At 40.2% G+C, this 21,176-nt stretch carries 19 protein-coding genes; 9 read left to right on the forward strand and 10 right to left on the reverse strand.

All coding sequences use genetic code 11. From position 1 onward, the window contains the following. Positions 1 to 64 precede the first annotated feature (64 nt). Both PVK70_RS13555 and PVK70_RS13560 read left to right on the forward strand, forming a co-directional pair. On the forward strand, positions 65 to 943 hold the full coding sequence (locus tag PVK70_RS13555; RefSeq protein ID WP_130048590.1) for an SPOR domain-containing protein: 879 nt from the start codon (positions 65 to 67) through the stop codon (positions 941 to 943). Further along, entirely contained in the window at positions 927 to 1,190 is a 264-nt protein-coding gene (locus tag PVK70_RS13560; RefSeq protein ID WP_151655712.1) for a hypothetical protein, read from the forward strand. Before PVK70_RS13555 ends, PVK70_RS13560 begins: the two co-directional genes overlap by 17 nt. Positions 1,191 to 1,280: 90 nt before the next feature. Here PVK70_RS13560 and PVK70_RS13565 read toward each other — a convergent pair whose 3' ends face one another. The 7 genes from PVK70_RS13565 to PVK70_RS13595 form a co-directional block, all read right to left on the reverse strand. Further along, positions 1,281 to 3,065 (reverse strand): hypothetical protein, encoded by a 1,785-nt coding sequence (locus PVK70_RS13565; RefSeq protein WP_130048589.1) that lies wholly within the window; start codon positions 3,063 to 3,065, stop codon positions 1,281 to 1,283. 279 nt (positions 3,066 to 3,344) lie between these two features. Beyond that, positions 3,345 to 5,549, reverse strand: a complete 2,205-nt coding sequence (locus tag PVK70_RS13570) for a hypothetical protein (protein WP_130048588.1) — start codon at positions 5,547 to 5,549, stop codon at positions 3,345 to 3,347. Positions 5,550 to 5,569: 20 nt separating this feature from the next. Next, the gene (locus PVK70_RS13575; RefSeq protein WP_130048587.1) at positions 5,570 to 7,093 is read right to left on the reverse strand and encodes a hypothetical protein; all 1,524 of its coding nucleotides are present in this window, start codon (positions 7,091 to 7,093) and stop codon (positions 5,570 to 5,572) included. Between the two features lie 128 nt (positions 7,094 to 7,221). Next, entirely contained in the window at positions 7,222 to 7,788 is a 567-nt protein-coding gene (locus PVK70_RS13580; RefSeq protein WP_130048586.1) for an ECF-type sigma factor, read from the reverse strand. Beyond that, positions 7,788 to 9,224, reverse strand: coding sequence for a chromosome partitioning protein ParA (locus PVK70_RS13585; RefSeq protein WP_242504798.1), 1,437 nt, complete (start codon positions 9,222 to 9,224; stop codon positions 7,788 to 7,790). Before PVK70_RS13585 ends, PVK70_RS13580 begins: the two co-directional genes overlap by 1 nt. Positions 9,225 to 9,227: 3 nt before the next feature. Then, entirely contained in the window at positions 9,228 to 10,568 is a 1,341-nt protein-coding gene (locus PVK70_RS13590) for a serine/threonine protein kinase (RefSeq protein ID WP_130048585.1), read from the reverse strand. Between the two features lie 22 nt (positions 10,569 to 10,590). Then, positions 10,591 to 11,154, reverse strand: coding sequence for an outer membrane beta-barrel protein (locus PVK70_RS13595; RefSeq protein ID WP_130048584.1), 564 nt, complete (start codon positions 11,152 to 11,154; stop codon positions 10,591 to 10,593). 238 nt (positions 11,155 to 11,392) lie between these two features. Here PVK70_RS13595 and PVK70_RS13600 point away from each other — a divergent pair, with 238 nt between their 5' ends. After that, entirely contained in the window at positions 11,393 to 11,983 is a 591-nt protein-coding gene (locus PVK70_RS13600) for a hypothetical protein (RefSeq protein WP_130048583.1), read from the forward strand. 86 nt (positions 11,984 to 12,069) lie between these two features. Here the strand turns inward: PVK70_RS13600 and gorA are convergent, their stop codons facing one another. Together gorA and PVK70_RS13610 are read right to left on the reverse strand one after the other, a co-directional pair. Next, on the reverse strand, positions 12,070 to 13,425 hold the full coding sequence (gorA, locus tag PVK70_RS13605) for a glutathione-disulfide reductase (RefSeq protein ID WP_130045662.1): 1,356 nt from the start codon (positions 13,423 to 13,425) through the stop codon (positions 12,070 to 12,072). Between the two features lie 213 nt (positions 13,426 to 13,638). Beyond that, entirely contained in the window at positions 13,639 to 14,478 is an 840-nt protein-coding gene (locus tag PVK70_RS13610; protein WP_130048582.1) for a 23S rRNA (adenine(2030)-N(6))-methyltransferase RlmJ, read from the reverse strand. Between the two features lie 152 nt (positions 14,479 to 14,630). On the opposite strand from PVK70_RS13610, the gene prlC reads away from it, so the two are divergent. Further along, entirely contained in the window at positions 14,631 to 16,673 is a 2,043-nt protein-coding gene (gene prlC, locus PVK70_RS13615) for an oligopeptidase A (RefSeq protein ID WP_130048581.1), read from the forward strand. A 134-nt stretch (positions 16,674 to 16,807) separates the two neighbouring features. On the opposite strand, the gene cyaY is transcribed toward prlC, so the two are convergent. Further along, a complete protein-coding gene (cyaY, locus tag PVK70_RS13620; RefSeq protein ID WP_130048580.1) occupies positions 16,808 to 17,122 on the reverse strand; it encodes an iron donor protein CyaY in 315 nt (104 codons plus the stop codon). An 81-nt stretch (positions 17,123 to 17,203) separates the two neighbouring features. On the opposite strand from cyaY, the gene lptM reads away from it, so the two are divergent. From lptM to xerC, 5 genes are all read left to right on the forward strand, one after another. Next, positions 17,204 to 17,323 carry an LPS translocon maturation chaperone LptM gene (lptM, locus tag PVK70_RS13625; RefSeq protein WP_130045666.1) on the forward strand — a complete coding sequence of 40 codons (120 nt, stop codon included), beginning with the start codon at positions 17,204 to 17,206 and terminating at the stop codon, positions 17,321 to 17,323. Between the two features lie 69 nt (positions 17,324 to 17,392). Further along, positions 17,393 to 18,646, forward strand: a complete 1,254-nt coding sequence (gene lysA, locus PVK70_RS13630; RefSeq protein WP_130048579.1) for a diaminopimelate decarboxylase — start codon at positions 17,393 to 17,395, stop codon at positions 18,644 to 18,646. 80 nt (positions 18,647 to 18,726) lie between these two features. Further along, complete coding sequence (gene dapF, locus PVK70_RS13635; protein WP_130048578.1) at positions 18,727 to 19,557, forward strand: diaminopimelate epimerase; 831 nt, start codon at positions 18,727 to 18,729, stop codon at positions 19,555 to 19,557. After that, positions 19,554 to 20,255, forward strand: coding sequence for a DUF484 family protein (locus tag PVK70_RS13640; protein ID WP_130048577.1), 702 nt, complete (start codon positions 19,554 to 19,556; stop codon positions 20,253 to 20,255). Before dapF ends, PVK70_RS13640 begins: the two co-directional genes overlap by 4 nt. Next, the gene (xerC, locus tag PVK70_RS13645; protein ID WP_130048576.1) at positions 20,248 to 21,159 is read left to right on the forward strand and encodes a tyrosine recombinase XerC; all 912 of its coding nucleotides are present in this window, start codon (positions 20,248 to 20,250) and stop codon (positions 21,157 to 21,159) included. The genes PVK70_RS13640 and xerC overlap by 8 nt, the downstream gene beginning before the upstream one ends. Positions 21,160 to 21,176: the final 17 nt, after the last annotated feature.

Below are 21,176 nucleotides of genomic sequence, written 5' to 3' on the forward strand. Positions count from 1 at the left end.
CTCAGATTTTCAACTGACTTTTTGCTAACATTAATAGATACATTTCTTTTAAGGTGCTTCCATAATGGCAATCGTTAAAAAAACAAATACGTTAGTAATGCCGTTAATGTTATTGGCGACAATATCTCAAGCCAAGGCGGCTGATGAGTTAACTCAGTATCTTGAGAGCAATAATAGTGCGCTCACTTCTGTTTGTTCCACATCGGGTTATTTGCCTGATTCTTGCCCTATTGGAGAAGCACTTTGGGGTAATCAAGGTGCAAAATTAGCACAAGGTGAGAGTGAGTTTTGGATCCAATGTGGCGTATTTAGTAAATCACTTGGCGCTAAGAAGGTGAGTAGAATCCAATCGAAAGTTGACGCACCAATAAACATGAAAGAAGAAAGTAAAGGTAAGCGGTGTTTAATCGGGCCGTATAACGATTTTTCGGTCGCTAAAAAGCAATTAAAAGCATTACAAAAAGATCCACTATTTAGGCAGTCAGCATTAAGAGAAGTCACACTCTCTTCGTTGCCTAAGATGGCGTTGAAAGCTGAAAAAAGTGAATTACCTAAAATAGCCGTTGAGCCAACACCTGATCCTGTTACTATTCGCAAACAAGTCATTATTAATGGCGAGCAATTTGCAGTGCCATTTATTCAGAGTGATGATTATGGTTTTTATATGGAAGATTCTCAACCTTGGCTGCGAGCAAGCTCAAAAGGCAGCCAAGAGATTTGTCAGCGTATAGATATGAATTTAGTATCAAAAGAACAATGGCAAATAGTGATTGATTCCAACATCATGAAAGAAGATAAATGGCCAATATTATTACCTTATTGGGGCGCTGATAATTTAGGTCTCTTTAAAGACGGTGCAACAAGAGAATTAAAAAATGCATCCATGTTGAATGTGATGTGTACGAAAAAAGCAGAGGATAAAGTCGTTGGAAATCCAATTTAAAGGTCGTTGGGACAGTAAGTCTCTGGCGGAAAATCTACAAGAAGCATTAGAAACATTAGAAGATGAGTTTGGGGTAAAAGCACTTTCAAATATAACTCTGAATATTTGCTTGGAAGATGAGCATAAAGAAGAGTTAGCGTTATTAAGTCCAACAGGACGCGCATTGGATTTTTTGGTTATCAATAATCCAAAAGATGTGAATGACGGTGAGAAGGCTCCGGTGTTGGAGTTTAAGCCACGCGGGTAGACATGGTTTTTAACCGTTTGAGTTTGTAGATAAAAGAAACCCCAGCGTGCGCTGGGGTTTTTTGTTAATCAGGTTCGATGAAATTAAGAATTAGTTAACTTTCTTCATTGTGATGGTCGATTTCTTAGTGCCATCTAAATTTAAAGTATCACGAATCAACAAGCCTTTATCCCAGTTTGCGCCAGCAGGGATATAAGTGAAGCGGTTGATTTTGATGCCGTTATCGCTATCATTCCAACGAACGGTGCTGTTTAGTTGATCAAGCGTTGCTTTTGATACGCCAGCAGCATTTGTACCAAACCACCATAAATCTTTCGGTAGGTCTTTATATGCGTAGGTTTCATTTAGGTCCTCAGAAATACTACCGCCATTACATTCTTGACCTGTCATCGTTAAGCCAGTTGTTGTGAATGTCATTTTAGCAATAGCAACATTGCTGCCACATAATTCACGAGCTTCCCATGTGCCAATGAAATCAACATAACGATCTTGGCCTGGTGCTTCTACTGGATATAGGAAAACGATAGATTCGCTGATGCGACCATTTTCGTATTTTCCATTATTATCCTCAACATCAATCTTACGGCGACTTTGGATGTAAACATCAGTGATTGGATCGTAAGAGCCGGATAAAATTTCTTTTTGCCATTTTGGCTCGTCGCCATGGTAGCCGTCGGTATTATCGTCTCGTATTACTATTTCGAATTTACTTAGAGACTGTTCAGAGCAGTTACTTGCTGTCATACACTCAAATGCACCGCCCATTTCTGCTAACTCACTCCAAGACATGTTTTCGTCTGTCTTTTGAGTGGTTGTTGGATTGGTTAGAGAGTATTGATAATTAGGATTGTATTTAGAATAATCACTAAAGCTTCCATCTGCTACGTATTCTGTGATATTGCCATCAGAACTAGTTGGAACTCGAGGTATTTCCATATCATTACAATACGGTATATCATTATCATCAATTTCACGTATAGAGTAGCTACCTTTATTATCAATAGTACAAGTTAAGTACTCAGCAGCTTTTTTCCCACTCATTGAGGTATCGTTACTACCCGCTCGGATAATTAAATTATCTTTGTTTAATGTAAGAATCATACTTGATGTTTCATCAAACGTTGCAGCTTCGTTAGTGGTATCTAAATGAATAACAGAAGACAGTACTTCACCTTCAGTACCCGCAGTTGCTCGTAATGATGAACTACGTTGTACAAATGTCCAGTTTGAACCGCGAGACCAATGAGACAGGTTAACAGCAGAACCACGCTTAATATTAGCTAACGATGCATTCATATGCGTTGTGGCGTTTTCTTCTGTTACTAATGTAGTTACAGAAGAATCTAGTGCTGTTGCGATCGCAAGCAGAGAAACTTCATTATCAAGCGTGGCTTTTTTTAATTTATCAGCGGCAGCAGAGAAATCTGTAGGTAACGTTATTGCAGTAATCAGTTCTGCTTGCCCTGAGTTAATTAAAGTACTTGTCCCTTCACCAATCGTTAGTAATAATCTCGCTAAGTTTACTGCACGCTGGTGTGTGCCTGCCGCTTCAAATGGGGTTGTGATGTGACGACCAGAAACTGAACCAATGAATAAGCCAGTTTCTTTACCACCAAGGTAGAAAGACACTTCAGGATTGCTTGGGTCAATCGTGTAGCCACCAGTTGCATCTGTTTTTTGTTCATTTAATGAACCAGAAACGTAATCTAATCCAATAACCTTAGCATCAATAAATTCGCCTTTTGTTGGTACAGCAATACTTGGTTTTTGAGCCTTAGCTGTTGTATCTGAGTCGCTATTTGAACCACCATCTGAGCCGCCACAGCCCATTAACGCGAATGCCACTGACGCTGCAAGTAAACTTATTTTTTTCATTTTCAATAATCCTTTTTGAAATGAGAACTAGCCAATTCTCACCTTTAATAATATGAATAAGCCATATAATTGACTTTTTATTTATGCGCGTGTTTTACGCTTGGCTGACTTTCATTTCAAGATACGGAAAATAGAAAAAAAACCGTAAAAATTATTAAAATTTTATTCTTAAAGTCATTGAGGGTTAATGGAGAAAGTATCAGAGGGGCGTTAGATGATAAAACAAACCCCAATATGGCATCGGGGTTTGTTATATTACAGCAATGAAGTTCGCGTAGATTAATCTTTTAAGTTATTAAAACTAAAGGATATCTCTTCATATTTTGCCGCGTATGGTGTATTTACTTCGCCATACAAAGTATGAATAGCTGAAGAGAGTCGTGATTGGCTTGAGAAATCCACATTACAATCGTCCCCTTTATCCTCATATGTAGTATCTAAATCCCACATCATCGGATTACCCGCAATGGAATAGTCAGCGGTAAATGAATAGATACTGGTTGCTTGGTCACATGTCATATTATGTAAAATTAAATTAGCATCAGCACTGCCCGTTTCGCCAGCTGGTACTCTAGAGGGAATAGAGGCCGTTACGCTTAATTGCTGTGGTTGAGCATCATCATCTAAAAAACTCACCTGACTGTTAATGTCCGTATCGAGCGGGTTAACGAGCACCGAATTAATGATTTCAGTGGATAAATAGCCAGTATTGAGGCTATACATACTCTCATTGCCCATACTTTCGCTATTATGCATCAGTAAATGTGGCTCACCATTAGTGGATATCTCTTGGGCTTGATAAGTTATTGTCATAAATTCACCATCCTCTTCTAGCTCAAAAGTAATGCGGTTTGAGGGCTGCTCTCGCGTATATTGACCATAATTCTCAAACCCATTACTTTCACTTGGGATAGTGCCGTCTGGAAAAACAGGACACTCACTATAACTTTCTAAGATGCGGGCGTAAGAATACAGGCTCGAATCAAGAGAGTTAAAGTAGCGAATTTCACACACCACGCCCGATCCAAGGTGATTTCCTGAGTCATCTCTTAACGATTCAATGGGTTTGATATAAATAAAGCGATCTTCAAGATTAGCACCGTATTCTATTTCTGGTGGTAAGTAATTTGACTTTACTTCTGGAAGAGAAAAAATGGCGTCAACATGCTCACCTTGTTTATCTACTCCTGAAATAATCAGGGCTTTCCCTGCTTCGGCCGCATATAAAGGCGTTCCCTCAATAGTCATTGATGAGGTGTTTTGGTCAAAAGAGTCAAGGCCATGAATATCAATGTGTTTTAGCTCAACATGGCTAAAGGTATCGGTTGGGTCATTAAATAATGAATCTAAAGCAAGGGTCGCACTGAAAGGCTCTTCTACAGATAATTGCCACTGATCAATGGTGTTTTGTAGTCGAGCGTAACTCTCTACATTGATGCTGATATTGTTATCGTCTTCTAAGATGGTAAATTCAAAGGTAACACTCGTTGTACTGACTTTTTCGTAGTTACTTTTGGGGTTATCAAGGGTGCCTAAATTCAGCCCAATGTCATCCATCATTAAGGTGATAAGGTGTGTTCCACCACCTGAAACGAGGTTAGTCGATGATAATTTAAGGTTGCTTCCCCATAGAATACTTGCCGTAATACCCGTCGCCGATAAGGTCGGACTATAAAGGGTGATGGGTGATGAGTTACTGTTGCTACCGAGATCGTTATCGTTATTAAATAAATCGAAAAGCGATGCATCGAATCCTTCAAAAGCTGTGCCTTGCATTGGGCTTGGTAAGCTCTGTTGTAAATGCGCTGCAAGGCTAGAGTTGATAGTAATCGGGGCGTTGCAGACTATCTCTCCCTCGGCGGTAATACTTAAAGTTTGTTCTGTGATACTGCACTTAATAGGATTATTTGCTAACTGACTTGCGGTTGATGCAATAAGTAATGAATTCTTTTCATAGGCTATTGGGTCACTGATTTTAGTTGCAGTTAAATACTCTGCAGTATCTGTGAGTTCATTATTTTGTTCATTGATAAAGTGGGAGAAAAGGGGGCTTTTTTCTGTGTTTGCGATCCCTAATTCTGATCCAACTTTATTTATTGCGTTTTGCTTTAGTATCACTTCTTCTTTGGCTGTTCTTGCTTGATTTCTCTCTTTATTCATCTCTATCACGACTAAATCCGTCAGTGATGAGATGATTTTTTCATCGTTAGGGGTGCGTAACACTAAGATACCACCTTGCGACTTAACTGCGAGGTCACCTTGTAATGTAGTGGTAGTAGATAGACGGAATCGCCCCTTGGCATCCGTTGTAGTTAATGTTGGTTCCGAGTCAATATCTTGCAATCCATTATGGTTAATATCATCAAAAATAATGGAGTTTGGCATTGCCGGCACGGTTTGATGTGCAGTATCAAGCAATAGGTCATCGTTACACCCTGTTAAGGCGAAAAGAATAGTAATGGAAAGAATGCGTTTTTTTATCATGAGTGTCTCTATTATTAGTCTTATTTATTTGGGTCGTGATAAATCAAATTTAATTTAAGCTCTTCTACCATATGAGCGTATTCAGGTTTTGGTTTGAGAATGTAGCTGTACACTTCACCTTCTACAAATTCATGGTAGTCGTCGTAATCTAAATCTAAATATGCAAAGGTTTTGTTGATGCTTGTGTCGGTTCTCATTTCACATTCAATGGGGTGGTTATTTTGAATATCGATTGAGGTCGATATAATTTCACTGAATCCCCCTTGTCCTCCCATTGTGGAACTTTGATAAAAGTAAGTGATGTCTTCACACTTCATATCATGAGTTTGAGAGTTAATGTTTAGATCAGAGTCTGCCTGATAATAGAGTGAATCAATTACCCTATTATCAAAAATGTAGATACCTGCTGTGACCGGTAAATAAGTGTATTTATTTTGTATGGGAGTACCTTGGTTATTCCGTATAGGCAAGAGATATTCAAATTTTTCCATTTGATATTGTTCCTGTCCGGTAGTGATGTTTAAGCGACTCTCCATTGCTATTTTGTCTTTTAATAGCGTATATGTTTCAACGTGTTTACCACTGGACACGGTGGTTAAATGGCTTTCTCCTTTCCCCTTTGTTGATAGGTATGAATGTTTGATATCCCAAATTAAATTGTTATCAAATACAGAGCGGTTACTAGTCACTACCAGTGTTTTTTCTTCTAAATGATAGGTGCCAATTTGTTGTAATTTTTCAGCGTCAGGGCAGGTTTGCTTTGTGGTACTTTTGGCATAATAAGCCTGATTATCGCTAAACTTAAACGCTTCACAATAAACAGTTTCATACTCAAACCCTTCATCTAAAAAGAAATAACTGCTTTCTAATCGGTACCATATTTGATCTAAAAGAGGATGTTTTTTCTCTGTGATTGGAGCGTCACCGAGTATTGGAAGATCAAAATTAACGTGAACCCAAGCCTCTTCATTATCGCCATGTTGTTCATCTCTGGCGGAGATAATAAGAGTGCTTGGTTTCTCACTTGGTTTTGGTATTCCGGTAATGAGCAGCGCTCCTCGGTTTTTTAGGCTTAAGCCCTCAGAGAAAAAAGTGACACGAGTAGTAATAAAATCTCTCTCGGCGTCAATAAATAATCCATGAAAATTAAATACATAATTTACAGGTGTTGATTCAATAAACTCCCAATGGTTTAAGTGTTCTTGAAGGCGTTGTTGTATATTTTCATTTATGTCTGGTTTTTGATTTTCTTGTGAAAAAGGTGGTTTATTTTCTAACGCTGTTGAGACCGTAGTGGATGAATTAGCATCACTTAAATACGAGGCTAGTGGCACCTTACCTGTATTGTCTTTATTTGTAGAGGTAGTAATAGGCAGTCGTGTTGATGCTTGTTGTTCTCTCTTTTTTGTCATTATATCATCAGAGCTTGAGCGTACTTGTCCTATAGTAGGCCAGCTGGAGCTTCTGGCTTCATCTTTATGATTTTCTTCATTTTTAATTGCATTAGTCTCTTGTTTTTTTTCTGTGATTGACGTCGGGCCCATATAAAAAAACAGCCGCTTGTGAGTGAAACAATGGCAAAACTAACCCAATAGATAGACGGTAATGAAAAACGAACAGCCATTTTAAAGACCTAAAAAGTAAGAGATACAATAAGAGATAAGTAATGGGTTCATGCCATTCTTGACTGTAGCCAACAACGAGAGAATTTGAGATCTTTTTCAATCAAACTAATGCTACACTCTAAGAGTGAACCAATTTCTTTATTGTGTAAGCCCATTAAATATTTGAGTTTGATGACGTTCGATTGACGAGGATATCGAATACTAAAGTTGTCTAGCACTTTATCCATGATGACAAATAACTCAAAGCGGTCATTATCTTGTTCTATAGTGGTGGTCTTTTGGCGTTTTTGGGCTTGTAAAGTACGCGCATTATCGATCAGGATTTGGCGCATAATTTTAGCAACCATGAGAAAAAACTCACGCTTTGAGCTTATACCTTCCAAATCCGAATGGGATAATTTGATGTAAGCATCATGAATTAAGGCCGTTGTGCTGTTCATGCTGTCATTGATGACATGATTATTGTCACCGTATTTTTCAGCACTACGTAGACGTTCTTCCTTGGCGATGCGGCGCAAGTGTAAATAAGCAAATTGATATAATTGATTTTCTGCTTCTTTATTTCCTGATTGCCACTGATGAATTATTTGAGTTAATTCTGATGAGTTTGCCATTATGTTCGTCCTGTTATTTTTCTAAACTCGGAGATCCGGAAAGTATTCATCTCTTCTGACCCATTAGGGTATCTGTGCTTCTCTTGTTGGTAGCGATAAAGTAAGCCTTTATCCCATGTCGCACCGGCAGGAAGGTATTCCCAGGAGGTGTACTGTGGTTTTTTTCCTTTTTCATGCCAACGAACAAGTAAATTCATTTGTTCTAATTCGGCATAAGGTTCTGGGTTTTGTACCCACCACATATCCCCATACCACTCGGTTACGTCGTTTGTATATGACGTTTTATTCGTAGAACAAATTTCTTTTTTTGATTGGGTGGTCAGTATTCTTTTATTTTCAATCAGTAGACAAGATTGCGTTATTTTTTCTCCTTCATATTGAGTCTGCTGCCAAACACCTTCGAAGGCGATAGTACTTCCTTTTGTCTTTTCATAAACAAAACCAAATGACTCGCCTTTATTTAGGTATTGAATATGTTCATTCTTTCCTAATCCTTGTGTTTTACTCATGTATAGTTGGGTTTCAGGATCAAAGTTCATAGCAACAGAACGATACTTCCAACTGTCTTCATCTTGGCGATTCTCAACACTAAATCCATTCAGGTCGCTACGAGTGCAACCTGAGACGGAACAAGCAATAAGGCCTCCCCAACCTAAAGCTTTTTGGATTGGGATTTGATCATGAGATAAGGCTTTTTCTTTTATTAACTGACAACCTTTAAAGTAATCTCCAATACTTGGATATTGTGTGAGGTATTCTGTCCCGATCGAATACTCTATTCTTCCTAATGGTGGTGAGTATTTAGGGTGATCTTTGTATTTTAAGTCGTAATAGCAACGACGGCCTCTCCAGTCTTGTTTTTGAATATAAACAGAGACTAACTGCTTATTTAAAGGGCGATAAATCACTTCGTTAGAGGTGAAGTTTTTTTCAATATAGCTTTGACTTTGATTAAGGTGATGTACCGCGTCTTTGATAGAAACGAGGTCTAAATCTAATTGTTGTGCAGACTGGTCAAGCGTAGAAAGATCTATCTGCTTTAGTTGTTGTTGAAAATCCGTATCGGATAATGCTCGACTGGCTAAGGTGATCTCATCACGGTTATTTGGTGTGCTGTCTAATGAGAGTAATAAACGTGTAAGATTAATGCTCTTACTCGGAGTGGTACTGGCAAGAGTTGGAGTAACCACTTCTTGAGCTGATAGAGTACTAATTAAATATCCAGAATTGTCTTTGCCTAAGAAAAAACGCACCACATCACCAGAGCGATAATCAAAAGCCCCCTTGCTAGTGACTCCGGAAAGATTAGAACTGGTCTCGTAATAAAGGCCTGTCACAGGTGAATCAATAAAAAAACCGGTCTTAATGCCTGAATTGGCATGACTAGAAGTCGTGATACTTAAGAGTATAAATGGCATCCATTTCATTTTTTTCATGATTTATTCTTCTAAATATGAGTGGTTGTTTTGTTTTTTACTTTGCTGTTCCATATTTTTTTTGGGGACGGGAGTCATCATTGCTAGTAACATTTTTTGTTTGATATGAGTGGGCAAATCTGGATTTGATAGAATACGGCGACGAGTCAGTTCTAAGATTGATCCCACAGAAACCTGTGCAGCTTCTGTGCCTTTTGCATGAAACAATAAACGAGTTACCTCATACATCATATTTTCGGCAACTTGTTTCTCTTGTTCTAATTTTTGGTTTTGTAAAATGAGCACTGTAGAAAAACTTAGGATTAATGCGATTAATGTCGCCGCTAAAAAAGATTGTAACGGTCGGCGTCTTAACAGGCAGCGTAAAGTGTAAAATGGTATCGATTTTTTCTCAGCGAGCGGTCGGTATTCTATGACTTTTGTAATGTCTTGGAGTAACTCAAAAACAGAAATATAGCGTGATTCCAATTTTTTTTGGGTTGCTTTGTTCTGTACAGTCAGAATATCGGAATGTGGTGGCTCATCTGGAAACAACAAGGTTAAAATCTTACCTAGAGAAAAGACATCACTCTGTTGTGTTAGATAATCTCCGGCCATTTGCTCTGGGCTGGCGTAATCAGCACTGTAAGCCAGTATCGCAGAATGCTCTGGGTTTGTATGGTGTTGCACTTTTTGTGTTAAGTTGAAATCGATCAATTTGGGTGCATGTTGTGCATCGATTAAAATATTTTCAGGCTTTAAATCCGCATGCAGTACTTGGTGTTGGTGTGCATGCTCAATCGCTTCACAAATGCATTGAAATAAGGTCAATTTTTGTTTTTTCGATGGGATGGTGTTTGCAAGATAAGCATCTAATGTGCAGCCATGAATCTTTTCCATAACCACATAGATACACTCTTCATATCGACCACCATCAAATACCTTGGCAATATAAGGATGATTCAGGCGTGCTAATAGTTGCGCTTCTTCAAAAAGCGCATGCTTACTTAATACGTTATTTAACATAGGCTGAATGAATTTAATGGCTAATTCTTGCTCAAAGGTGTCATCAGCACGATGCGCAGAATAAACCACTCCCATACCGCCACGGCCCAATTCAGTAGTAAGCTTGTATTTATCAACTACTTGATTGCTAAAATCCCAATCATTAAGATCTGTTTTTTGGATGGAAAATTGAAACAGTTCAGCTACCTGCTCTGACCCTTCTTGCTCAAGAAGGGGTAATAATTCTTGATAGAGTGCAGGGTTGGTGGTTTTAAGTTGTTGTAAATAGTCTTGCTTTTGTACAGAGTCATAATCCATTAATTGATAGAAAATATCTGTTGCTGTACTACCTAGTGCCATGTTTTTTCTTATTATTATGGTATTAAAATGAGTAGCTCATTCCGGCATAAGGGCCAGCACTGGTTAATTCAATGATCTTTTCATCGATTTTTAGTGCTTTATACCCGAGGAAGGAAGAGATCCCTGATTTGAAATCATAGCCAACTTCAATACCGTACTGATAGCCAGTGCTGCGATAGTTCATTGTTGCGTCATAGGTTTGAAAATGAGAATCCACTTTCCCTATCCCTAGTAATACCGCTGAGTAAAGTTGTGTATTTGAATTAACAAATTTAGGTTTTATATTTATAAAAGTGGCAGACCCTTTGTAAATCATTACATTTGAATGATTACTTTGTCCCAGTTGGCGATATTCTGCTTCAATACCTAAGTGTACTAATTCGTGTGTATGAAATAGAAAACCTAAATGAGCGTTGTAACCAATGTCGGAGACTTCGCTAAGAGGAACTAAAAAGCCATTTAATTTGGTTTCATTGTTGATACTAAGCTCTGCACCAAAATAAAGATGGCCGATGTCATTTGCATAGGTTGGTGTGCTTAATAATCCAATAAGGAGAGTCGCTAGCCGAAAAGCTGACTTATTCATTGAGGAAGTGTATTTTTATAAGTTTGGCATATTTTATATCTTTAGGTTACCAAGTCAATTTAAAGGTGGCTATATTGTATGAATATTGAAAGCTTGCATAATTTCTTTATTTTTAGATGGTTACCTTCATTATTACACTCACGTAATAGTCATTTGCTTTTTACTGGGATAGTCATTTTTCAAATAAAGCTTACACTTAGTCTCATCAAATCGAGTTAATGCATAGAAGGTAATCATTATGGCTGAACACAACACTCCGCAATTTCAAGTTGGACACACGTTTACAGATCACCCGTTCCAAGAAGGTGATGGTGCAATGCTTGAGTTGTTCCGTAATGATTTACCAAATATGCTTTATGTTGGTCTTGGTAATATCACCGCTGATGAACAGGCGATTTTAGGTCAAACTGGCGCGCAACTTGGTGTCATTACCTCTGATAATGGCGGTTGTTTGGTTGTGGCAAGCTTTGGTGATTTAGCGTTTGAGATGCAATTAAACTCAGCGGCTATTCCTGACGATTACTTCACATTGACTGAAGATAAAACATTGTCTGTTTCGATGATAGCAGTAGATACAGCAACCAATTTATTATGTGCAATTCGTGAATTTACGTTACCTGAAGCATTAAGCCGTCAGTTTATCGAGGTAACAAAAGCACAGCGTGAATTAGGCGATGTAGATGTCGTAAATATGGAAAACATGCAGTTAATTAATTCACTAACACCAGAAGCTCTGCAAGAAAAAATGGAGTTTCACCCCCTACAAAGTGTGATTGCTGCACCGACTTGTGGCTGTGGTCATCACCATCATCACGATCACTCGCATTAAGTTATAATACGAATTAGAGAACAAAAAAACGCCGCCAATAGTTAATATTGGCGGCGTTTTTATCGTTTAAACAGTCTAAAAATAGACTATCTCATAGTAACAAATTCTTCAGAACCTGTTGGGTGGATAGCCACAACGGCATCGAAATCAGCCTTAGTTGCGCCCATCTTCATTGCAACTGCAAAACCTTGGATCATTTCATCAACCGTGAAACCGATACCGTGTAGGCCAACAACTTTTTCATCTTCGCCCGCACATACTAGTTTCATCTTACAAGGCTGACGGTGCTTAGTTACCGCTGTGTACATCGCTGTGAAGCCTGATGTGTACACTTTTACGTTGTCTTTGCCGTATTGCTCGTCAGCTTCTTGTTCAGTAAGACCAATCGTGCCAATTGGTGGATGGCTAAACACAACAGTAGGAACTAATGAATAGTCCATTTTTGCGTTTGTTTGACCGTTGAATAGACGCTCAGACAATAAACGACCCGCTTTAACTGCGATAGGCGTTAGCTCAATGCCGCCTTCCATGATGTCACCTACACAGTAGATGCCTTTCACGTTAGTCTCTTGGTATTCATCAACCTTGATGTAACCGCGATCGTTAGTAGCTACGCCTGTTTTTTCTAGGTTGATAGCGTCAGTCGCAGGGTGGCGACCGATAGCCCAAATTAGGGTATCAACGTTTTGTGTCTCACCGTTTTCTAGGTGAAGCGTTAGGCTACCATCGGCTTCTTTAACCACTTCTTTTGGTACCGAGTGAGTATGAAGTGTTGGACCTTCAGTATTCATTACTTCAACTAACGTATCGATGATCATTGGATCAAAGCTACGAAGAGGGGATTCTTTACGACAGAACAGGTGAGTTTCAGTGCCTAGAGAGTGAAGAACACCCGCGATTTCAACGGCGATGTAACCTGCACCAATAACCGCAACACGTTTTGGTTGTTCCATCAGTTCAAAGAAACCGTTTGAATCGATACCGTGCTCAGCACCTGGAATATTTGGGATTGATGGACGGCCGCCAACAGCAATAAGGATATGATCTGCTGTGTAGTGTTCGCCATTCACTTCAACGGTGTTTGCGTCAACAAACTTTGCAAAGCCTTTAATTACATTGATTTTATTGTTACCAAGAACGCGATCGTAAGATTCATGAATACGACCAATGTACGCTTGGCGGCTTTCAATCATTTTGCCCCAGTTGAATTTTTTCAGTTCAACATCAAAGCCGTAATCTTCAGCGTATAAGTTAATCGCTTCAGCAACTTGAGCGCCGTGCCACATTACTTTTTTAGGAACACAACCTACGTTTACACACGTACCGCCAAGATCTTGTGCTTCGATAAGAGCAACTTTTGCGCCGTGCATAGCCGCACGGTTTGCTGATGCGATACCGCCAGAACCACCGCCGATACAGATATAATCAAAATGCGTAGCCATTACTTTCTCTCCAATAAATTTTTAATTCTTTTACATACTATGTATGAAATGCGACCAAATTTTTCTTTTTCAAGGTCTGCGAGGTTTCAAAAGCTATGAGAATTCAGATCGCTTCGCTTGCAGAGTTCAGAGGTGTTTGTTGAGAGTGAGCGCCTCCCGCTACCTATTCTGAACTCTTTAAGGGAGCTTGCGACCGATCTGAATTCTTAGATCTTATTCCGGAACAATCCACTCGACTTTAAAGTGACCTGTTGCTGGTGCAATTGCTTCTTTCAAGAAAGGCAAAATTTCTTTCATTTGGCTTTCTAATTTCCACGGTGGGTTAATCACGATCATGCCAGATGCTGTCATACCACGCTCGTTAGTATCCGCAGAAACCCCCAACTCAATTTGCAGAATATTACGGATGTCTAATTTTTTAAGGCCCTTAATCATATCGTCGATGTCATGACGGTTAACGACTGGATACCAAATCGCGTAAATACCTGTTGCCCAACGTTTGTGGCTTTGGCCAATAGCGTTAACTACATCGTAATATTCTTTTGCAAGCTCATAAGGTGGGTCGATTAAGACTAATCCTCTGCGCTCTTTTGGTGGAAGACTTGCTTTTAGTCGTGCAAAACCGTCTTCTTTATAAATAGACACTTGGCGATCACGATGAAACTCTTGCTCAAGCAGAGGGTGATCGGCAGGGTGAAGCTCGGTTAATACCATGCGATCTTGACGACGCAGGTGAGCACGACCAACGCGGGGTGAACCTGGGTAGTAACGCAATTCTTCACCGTCGTTTAATTCAGTGATGGCATTTAGGTAGCTTGTGATCTCTTCAGGAAGGTCAGTTTGCTCCCAAATGCGTGCGATACCTTGCTTGTATTCGCCTGTTTTTTCAGACCATTCATGCGTTAAATCGTAACGACCAACCCCTGAGTGGGTGTCGTGATAAACAAATGGCTTATCTTTTTGCGTTAATGAATTAAGGATAAGACTTTGAACAATGTGCTTAACCACATCGGCATGGTTGCCTGCATGAAAACTGTGACGATAACTTAGCATGGATGAACTCTCACTATTGGAATCACATGATTATACCCAAGTTTATCGCTCAATGTGTGTACTCTTGTACCAGCCATTGAAATTTTATCCATTAAGCACCATCTTTAAGGGATAAGCCGATCCTAAAAACGAAAAATAGAAAAGGAATGAATATGTCTAACCCGTTACTTACCTTTACTGATTTACCGCTGTTTTCTCAAATTAAGCCTGAGCATATTCAGCCTGCGGTAGAACAAGCCATTGCCGATTGTCGCGCAAAAATTGAAGAAGTATTAGCTTCTGATGCAGCTCCTACATGGGACAGCATTATTGTTCCTCTGGCTGAAACTGATGACCGTCTTAGTCGTATTTGGTCGCCAGTAAGTCATTTGAACTCAGTACAAAACAGTGAAGCACTGCGTGAAGCGTATGAAGCGTGTTTACCTGCGTTATCTGAGTACGGCACGTGGGTTGGTCAAAACAAAGGACTGTACGAGGCGTATAAATCGATTAAAGAGAGCGAGTCGTTTGCAACCCTGTCTCAAGCTCAGAAAAAAACAATCGTGGATGAGCTGCGTGATTTTGAATTATCAGGCATTGGATTACCTGCAGATCAACAAAAGCGCTACGGTGACATCAGCAAGCGTACCTCAGAATTAAGCTCAAACTTCAGCAATAACGTGCTTGATGCAACCATGGGGTGGTCAAAACACATTACTGATGAAGCGGAATTATCAGGGTTACCAGAATCAGCAATGGCAGCCGCAAAAGCCGCGGCAGAAGCGAAAGAATTAGACGGTTGGTTACTGACACTAGAAATGCCATCGTACATTCCAATCATGACTTATGCTGATAATAAACCACTGCGTCGTGAAATTTACGAAGCGTTCGTGACTCGTGCATCGGATCGCGGTCCAAACGCCGGTAAGTGGGATAACACAGATTTAATCTCTGAAGAGCTGCAACTTCGTCATGAAGTCTCGCGTCTATTAGGTTTTGCTTCTTACAGTGAAAAGTCACTAGCAACCAAAATGGCGGAAAGCCCAACGCAAGTACTGGGTTTCTTAAATGACTTAGCTGCGAAAGCAAAACCACAAGGTGAGCGTGAAGTTGAAGAGTTAAAAGCTTTTGTAAAAGAAGAGTTTGATATTGATGAGTTAGATCTGTGGGATGTGACTTATTACTCTGAAAAACTAAAACAAAAGCTGTACCAAATCTCTGATGAAGAACTACGTCCTTACTTCCCTGAATCAAAAGCCGTGTCAGGTCTATTTGAAGTATTGAACCGTGTATTTGGTATGACGGTAGTTGAGCGTGAGGGTGTTGATGTATGGCATGAGTCAGTGCGTTTCTTCGATATCTTTGATTCTACCAATACCTTACGCGGTAGTTTTTACTTAGATTTATACGCACGTGAGCACAAACGTGGTGGCGCATGGATGGACGAGTGTCGTGTGCGTCGTATTACTGAAAATGGTGAACTGCAAACGCCAGTGGCGTACTTAACCTGTAACTTCAGTAAGCCTGTTGGTGGTAAACCAGCGCTGTTTACTCATGATGAAGTCGTGACGTTATTCCACGAATTTGGTCACGGTATTCACCACATGCTAACGCAAATTGATGTGGCGTCAGTGTCTGGTATCAATGGCGTGCCTTGGGATGCGGTTGAATTGCCAAGTCAGTTCTTAGAAAACTGGTGTTATGAAGAAGAAGCATTGGCGTTTATTTCTGGTCACTATGAGACGGGTGAGCCGCTACCAAAAGAGATGCTAGATAAAATGCTTGCGGCGAAAAACTTCCAATCAGCGATGTTTATTTTGCGTCAGCTAGAGTTCGGCATGTTCGATTTCACGCTGCACACAAATTACGATCCTGATTTAGGTGCAAAAGTATTAGAAACGCTGGCTGAAGTAAAAGCGAAAGTCGCGGTATTACCAAGTGTTGAGTGGAACCGTTTTTCTCACAGCTTTAGCCATATCTTTGCAGGTGGTTACGGTGCGGGTTATTACAGCTACCTATGGGCAGAAGTATTATCAGCGGATGCGTTCTCTCGTTTTGAAGAAGAGGGTATTTTCAATACAGAAACAGGCCAAAGTTTCTTGAATAATATTCTTGAGATGGGTGGTAGTGAAGAGCCTATGGAATTATTCAAACGCTTCCGTGGCCGTGAGCCACAAGTGGATGCGATGCTGCGTCATGCGGGTATTGGAGCTTAAGGGATAAGACGCAGCAAGCTGCTTGAGGGCGGCTTCGCCTTGAGACGAGCAAAGCTCTGGAGAAGGGCTTTACTCTCAAGGGCGAAGCCCGTCTTTAGAAAATTTATTTTCTTCTTTAGCCGCAGGCGTCTTGATTAAGCCCACTCAATATCTTCGTCTGCGTGCTTCTGACACTCTTCTTTTACCATCTCGATAAATTCCATGCCCGTCTTAGAACATGTCCATTTCTCATCGGTATAAGCAAAATGGAAGCCGCCAGATTTTGACGCTAACCAGATCTCGTGCATTGGTTCTTGTTTGTTAATTACGATTTGGCTGCGGTTTTCAAACTCTAGTGTTAATACGTTTCCAGTGATAACTGGTTCAATATCAGCACCAGAATCATCGATCATATCTTCGATTAATTGCAGTTTTTCATCGACTAGTTCGTGAAATTCAGTGTTATTCATCTTGTTTATCCTATTGCTTTTCTTGGCTGTGGTGCGATTATAGAGAGCATAACCAGATATTAACACTAATGGTAAAATCTTATGCAAAAAAGAGTGATGGCGTTAATGCTATTGAGTGCCTTAACACTGGCTGGCTGTGGTCAAACAGGGGCGTTATACATGCCAGCAGATGAAGCACCAAAAACAGAAGTAGCAGAATAATTTATTTGTAGTCAGTGTATTTGAATAATCACTGGCTAATAAACACTGAACTAGACAAGGAAGATGACATTGGATTATTTCAATTATAAGGATGATGGACAACTTTGGGCTGAAGAGTTACCCGTTGCACAATTAGCAGAACAGTATGGCACGCCATTGTATGTGTATTCTCGCGCGACATTAGAGCGTCATTGGAATGCATTTGATAGCTCTGTCGGTGAGCAACCTCACCTTGTGTGCTATGCGGTTAAAGCAAACTCAAATATTGGTGTGTTGAATGCACTTGCCCGTCTAGGCTCAGGTTTTGATATTGTGTCTCAAGGTGAGCTTGAGCGCGTTGTGGCAGCCGGTGGTGACCCAAAAAAAGTCGTTTTCTCTGGTGTAGGTAAAACGGCTGACGAAATGCGTCGTGCGTTAGAACTTAATATTAAATGTTTTAATGTGGAATCAGAACCAGAGCTTGAGCGCTTAAATGCCGTTGCTACTGAAATGGGGGTTATAGCGCCGATTTCATTACGTATTAATCCCGATGTGGATGCAAAAACACACCCGTATATCTCAACAGGTTTGCGTGATAATAAATTTGGTATCGCCTTTGATCGCGCACCTGAAGTATACAAATTTGCACAAACTTTATCGAACCTAGATATCCAAGGTATTGATTGCCATATTGGTTCTCAGCTGACTGACATTGCCCCATTTATCGACGCAACCGATCGTCTACTTACCTTAATTGATGATTTAAAAGCGCAAGGTGTCAATATTCGCCATCTTGATGTGGGTGGTGGTTTAGGTGTGGTTTATCGTGATGAATTACCGCCACAACCATCAGAGTACGCAACCGCATTATTAAGTCGCTTAGCGGGTCGTGAAGATCTTGAGCTGATTTTTGAACCGGGTCGTGCCATTGCTGCAAATGCCGGTATTTTAGTGACTAAAGTTGAGTTCCTAAAACACACAGAACATAAAAACTTTGCCATCATTGATGCGGCAATGAATGACTTAATGCGTCCTGCATTATATCAAGCGTGGCAAGATATTGTGCCGGTAACGCCTCGTGAAGGTGAAGCGCAAAGCTATGATTTAGTTGGCCCTATTTGCGAAACCGGTGATTTCTTAGGTAAAGATCGTGACTTAGTTCTCGAAGCAGATGACTTACTTGCCGTTCGTTCGTCTGGAGCCTATGGTTTTGTGATGTCATCAAACTATAATACGCGTACGCGAGCAGCAGAAATTATGGTGGATGGCGAGCAAGTGCATCTTGTTCGTAAAAGAGAAGAGTTAAACTCACTCTGGGAGCTAGAATCCATCTTACCGAATTAACTTAGATTTAAAGAGCAGGGAACCTAAGGCGACTTGCTCTTTTGCTATTCAACCTAAAAGAAAAAATAAGAAGAACAACTATGCACTTTCATTTTTCTAAAATGCACGGGCTAGGCAATGACTTTATGGTTGTTGATTGCTTAACTCAAAATATTTTCTTTTCGCCAGATCTGATCCGTCGCTTAGCCGACCGTAACCGTGGTATCGGTTTTGATCAGCTCTTGGTGGTTGAAGCCCCTTATGATCCAGAAACTGATTTCCATTATCGAATTTTTAACGCGGATGGCACTGAAGTAGAACAGTGTGGCAATGGTGCGCGTTGTTTTGCTCGTTTTGTACGAATGAAAGGCTTAACCAATAAAATCAGTATTTCGGTCAGTACCAAAAAAGGCAAGATGACCTTAAAAGTGGAAGATGATGATCAAATAACGGTAAACATGGGTGAACCAGTATTTGAGCCAAATAAAATTCCATTTAAAGCGACTCAAGCTGAGAAAACCTATTTATTACGAGCAGACGATAAAACACTTTTCTGTGGAGCAGTAAGCATGGGTAATCCACACTGTGTGACGGTCGTGGATGATGTTGATAATTATGACGTTGATAAATACGGACCATTAGTTGAAGGTCATGATCGCTTCCCTGAGCGTGTGAATGCAGGCTTTATGGAAATCGTGTCACCTAATGAAGTGAAATTACGAGTTTATGAGCGCGGTGCTGGTGAAACTCAAGCGTGTGGAAGTGGTGCGTGTGGCGCGGTTGCTATTGGTATCATGCAAGAATTATTAGCTGAAGAGGTTAACGTCTCTCTGCCCGGTGGTGATTTGCAGATCTCATGGAAAGGCCCAGGTTACCCGTTGTTTATGACAGGCCCTGCAACACATGTTTATGATGGCCAATTATCAATATGAATAAAGTGACATCAATAGAGCCGCAACCAACACAAATAACGGAAGATGTTGTGGCTCAATTTTTAATGGACCACCCTGATTTTTTTCAGCAGTATCCAGAGTTACTTGGACGAATTAAAGTCGATACGCCTGAGCGTGGCGTGGTGTCTTTAGTTGAAGTTCAAGTCAGTAAATTGCGTGATCGCATTGGTGATTTAGAAGAAGAAATCACTCAACTGATGTCATTGGCTGCAAAAAACGATCGTCTATTTCATGATTTTGCCAATGTACAAAAACAATTACTGATGTGCGAAGATTTTTCTCAAGCAGCGAAAGTGATTGAGCAAAAGGCACTATCTCTTAATTTAACCGCACACATAAAAATCATTGGGCATTCTCATCCTAAATACCATATCGAGAAAATGGCACTCGATAATTTTAGTAAAAAGTTTTTGAATGGACACTCTGCGTATTTAGGGCGTTTACGCCAAGCAGAGCGTGATAAGTTATTGGCTTATGGTGGGCTTAATCATTCAAGTACCGAACTTGGTTCATTTGCTGTTCTTCCATTAGGACAATCGACGCCAATGGGGATTATTGCGTTTGCTAGCCATGATGGCGGTCACTTTGAACCAAATATGGACACGTTGTTTTTAGAGCAGCTGGTTAGTGTGTTTCATTATTTATTAACGCAATGGTCGAAATCTTCTCATGAGTGATGTATTACCTGCTCAATACTCCAAACACCTTGATGCCTTCTATGAGTTCTTACGTAACGAAAAAGGCCTAAGTATTTACACCCAACGCAGCTATAAACGCCAACTCACCACGATTGCCGAGCAATTGATTGAGCTGGGCGTTGAATCTTGGCAAGAGGTTGATGCGGGCTGGGTGCGTCAAATTACCAGTAAAGGCATGCGTGAGGGGCTAAAAGCGAGTAGCTTATCAACGCGTTTATCTTCACTACGCAGTTTTTTTGATTTTTTGGTATTACGTAATGTATTAACCGCTAACCCTGCGAAAGGCGTGTCAGCACCTCGTAAGTCACGCCCATTACCAAAAAATATCGATGTTGATGAAATGGGGCAATTACTCGAAGTAAACGAAGATGACCCATTATCGATTCGAGATCGTGCCATGATGGAATTGATGTATGGTGCCGGTTTACGTTTGGCTGAATTAGTGGGTATTGATGTTCGTGACATTCAATTACGCCAAGGTGAATTGCGAGTGATTGGTAAAGGGAATAAAGAACGTAAAGTTCCTTTTTCGGGTCAAGCGAAAGAGTGGTTAGGGCATTGGTTGCAAGTTCGAAATCAACTCGCTAAACCAGAAGAAACCGGATTATTTGTTTCTAAATTGGGTGTTCGTATTTCGCATCGAAATGTGCAAAAGCGAATGGCTGAGTGGGGAATGAAACAAGGAGTCAATAGTCATATTAGTCCGCATAAATTACGTCACTCATTTGCGACACATATGCTGGAGTCGAGTGGTAATTTACGTGCTGTTCAAGAATTACTTGGGCATGAAAATATTTCTACTACGCAAATTTATACCCATTTAGATTTTCAACATCTTGCTCAAGCGTACGACCAAGCGCATCCAAGAGCAAAGAAAAAATAAATAATAAATAATAGTTA

Source organism: Aliivibrio sp. A6, assembly GCF_028765505.1.
In the GTDB taxonomy this organism is placed as follows: Bacteria; Pseudomonadota; Gammaproteobacteria; order Enterobacterales; family Vibrionaceae; genus Aliivibrio; species Aliivibrio finisterrensis_A.

Excerpts from the sequence above, each read along its gene's own strand:
- PVK70_RS13555 (WP_130048590.1), top strand. The coding sequence starts at position 65 with ATGGCAATCGTTAAAAAAACAAATACGTTAGTAATGCCGTTAATGTTA.
- PVK70_RS13565 (WP_130048589.1), bottom strand. The coding sequence starts at position 3,065 with ATGAAAAAAATAAGTTTACTTGCAGCGTCAGTGGCATTCGCGTTAATG.
- PVK70_RS13570 (WP_130048588.1), bottom strand. The coding sequence starts at position 5,549 with ATGATAAAAAAACGCATTCTTTCCATTACTATTCTTTTCGCCTTAACA.
- PVK70_RS13575 (WP_130048587.1), bottom strand. The coding sequence starts at position 7,093 with ATGGGCCCGACGTCAATCACAGAAAAAAAACAAGAGACTAATGCAATT.
- PVK70_RS13580 (WP_130048586.1), bottom strand. The coding sequence starts at position 7,788 with ATGGCAAACTCATCAGAATTAACTCAAATAATTCATCAGTGGCAATCA.
- PVK70_RS13585 (WP_242504798.1), bottom strand. The coding sequence starts at position 9,224 with ATGAAAAAAATGAAATGGATGCCATTTATACTCTTAAGTATCACGACT.
- PVK70_RS13590 (WP_130048585.1), bottom strand. The coding sequence starts at position 10,568 with ATGGCACTAGGTAGTACAGCAACAGATATTTTCTATCAATTAATGGAT.
- PVK70_RS13595 (WP_130048584.1), bottom strand. The coding sequence starts at position 11,154 with ATGAATAAGTCAGCTTTTCGGCTAGCGACTCTCCTTATTGGATTATTA.
- PVK70_RS13600 (WP_130048583.1), top strand. The coding sequence starts at position 11,393 with ATGGCTGAACACAACACTCCGCAATTTCAAGTTGGACACACGTTTACA.
- gorA (WP_130045662.1), bottom strand. The coding sequence starts at position 13,425 with ATGGCTACGCATTTTGATTATATCTGTATCGGCGGTGGTTCTGGCGGT.
- PVK70_RS13610 (WP_130048582.1), bottom strand. The coding sequence starts at position 14,478 with ATGCTAAGTTATCGTCACAGTTTTCATGCAGGCAACCATGCCGATGTG.
- prlC (WP_130048581.1), top strand. The coding sequence starts at position 14,631 with ATGTCTAACCCGTTACTTACCTTTACTGATTTACCGCTGTTTTCTCAA.
- cyaY (WP_130048580.1), bottom strand. The coding sequence starts at position 17,122 with ATGAATAACACTGAATTTCACGAACTAGTCGATGAAAAACTGCAATTA.
- lptM (WP_130045666.1), top strand. The coding sequence starts at position 17,204 with ATGCAAAAAAGAGTGATGGCGTTAATGCTATTGAGTGCCTTAACACTG.
- dapF (WP_130048578.1), top strand. The coding sequence starts at position 18,727 with ATGCACTTTCATTTTTCTAAAATGCACGGGCTAGGCAATGACTTTATG.
- PVK70_RS13640 (WP_130048577.1), top strand. The coding sequence starts at position 19,554 with ATGAATAAAGTGACATCAATAGAGCCGCAACCAACACAAATAACGGAA.
- xerC (WP_130048576.1), top strand. The coding sequence starts at position 20,248 with ATGAGTGATGTATTACCTGCTCAATACTCCAAACACCTTGATGCCTTC.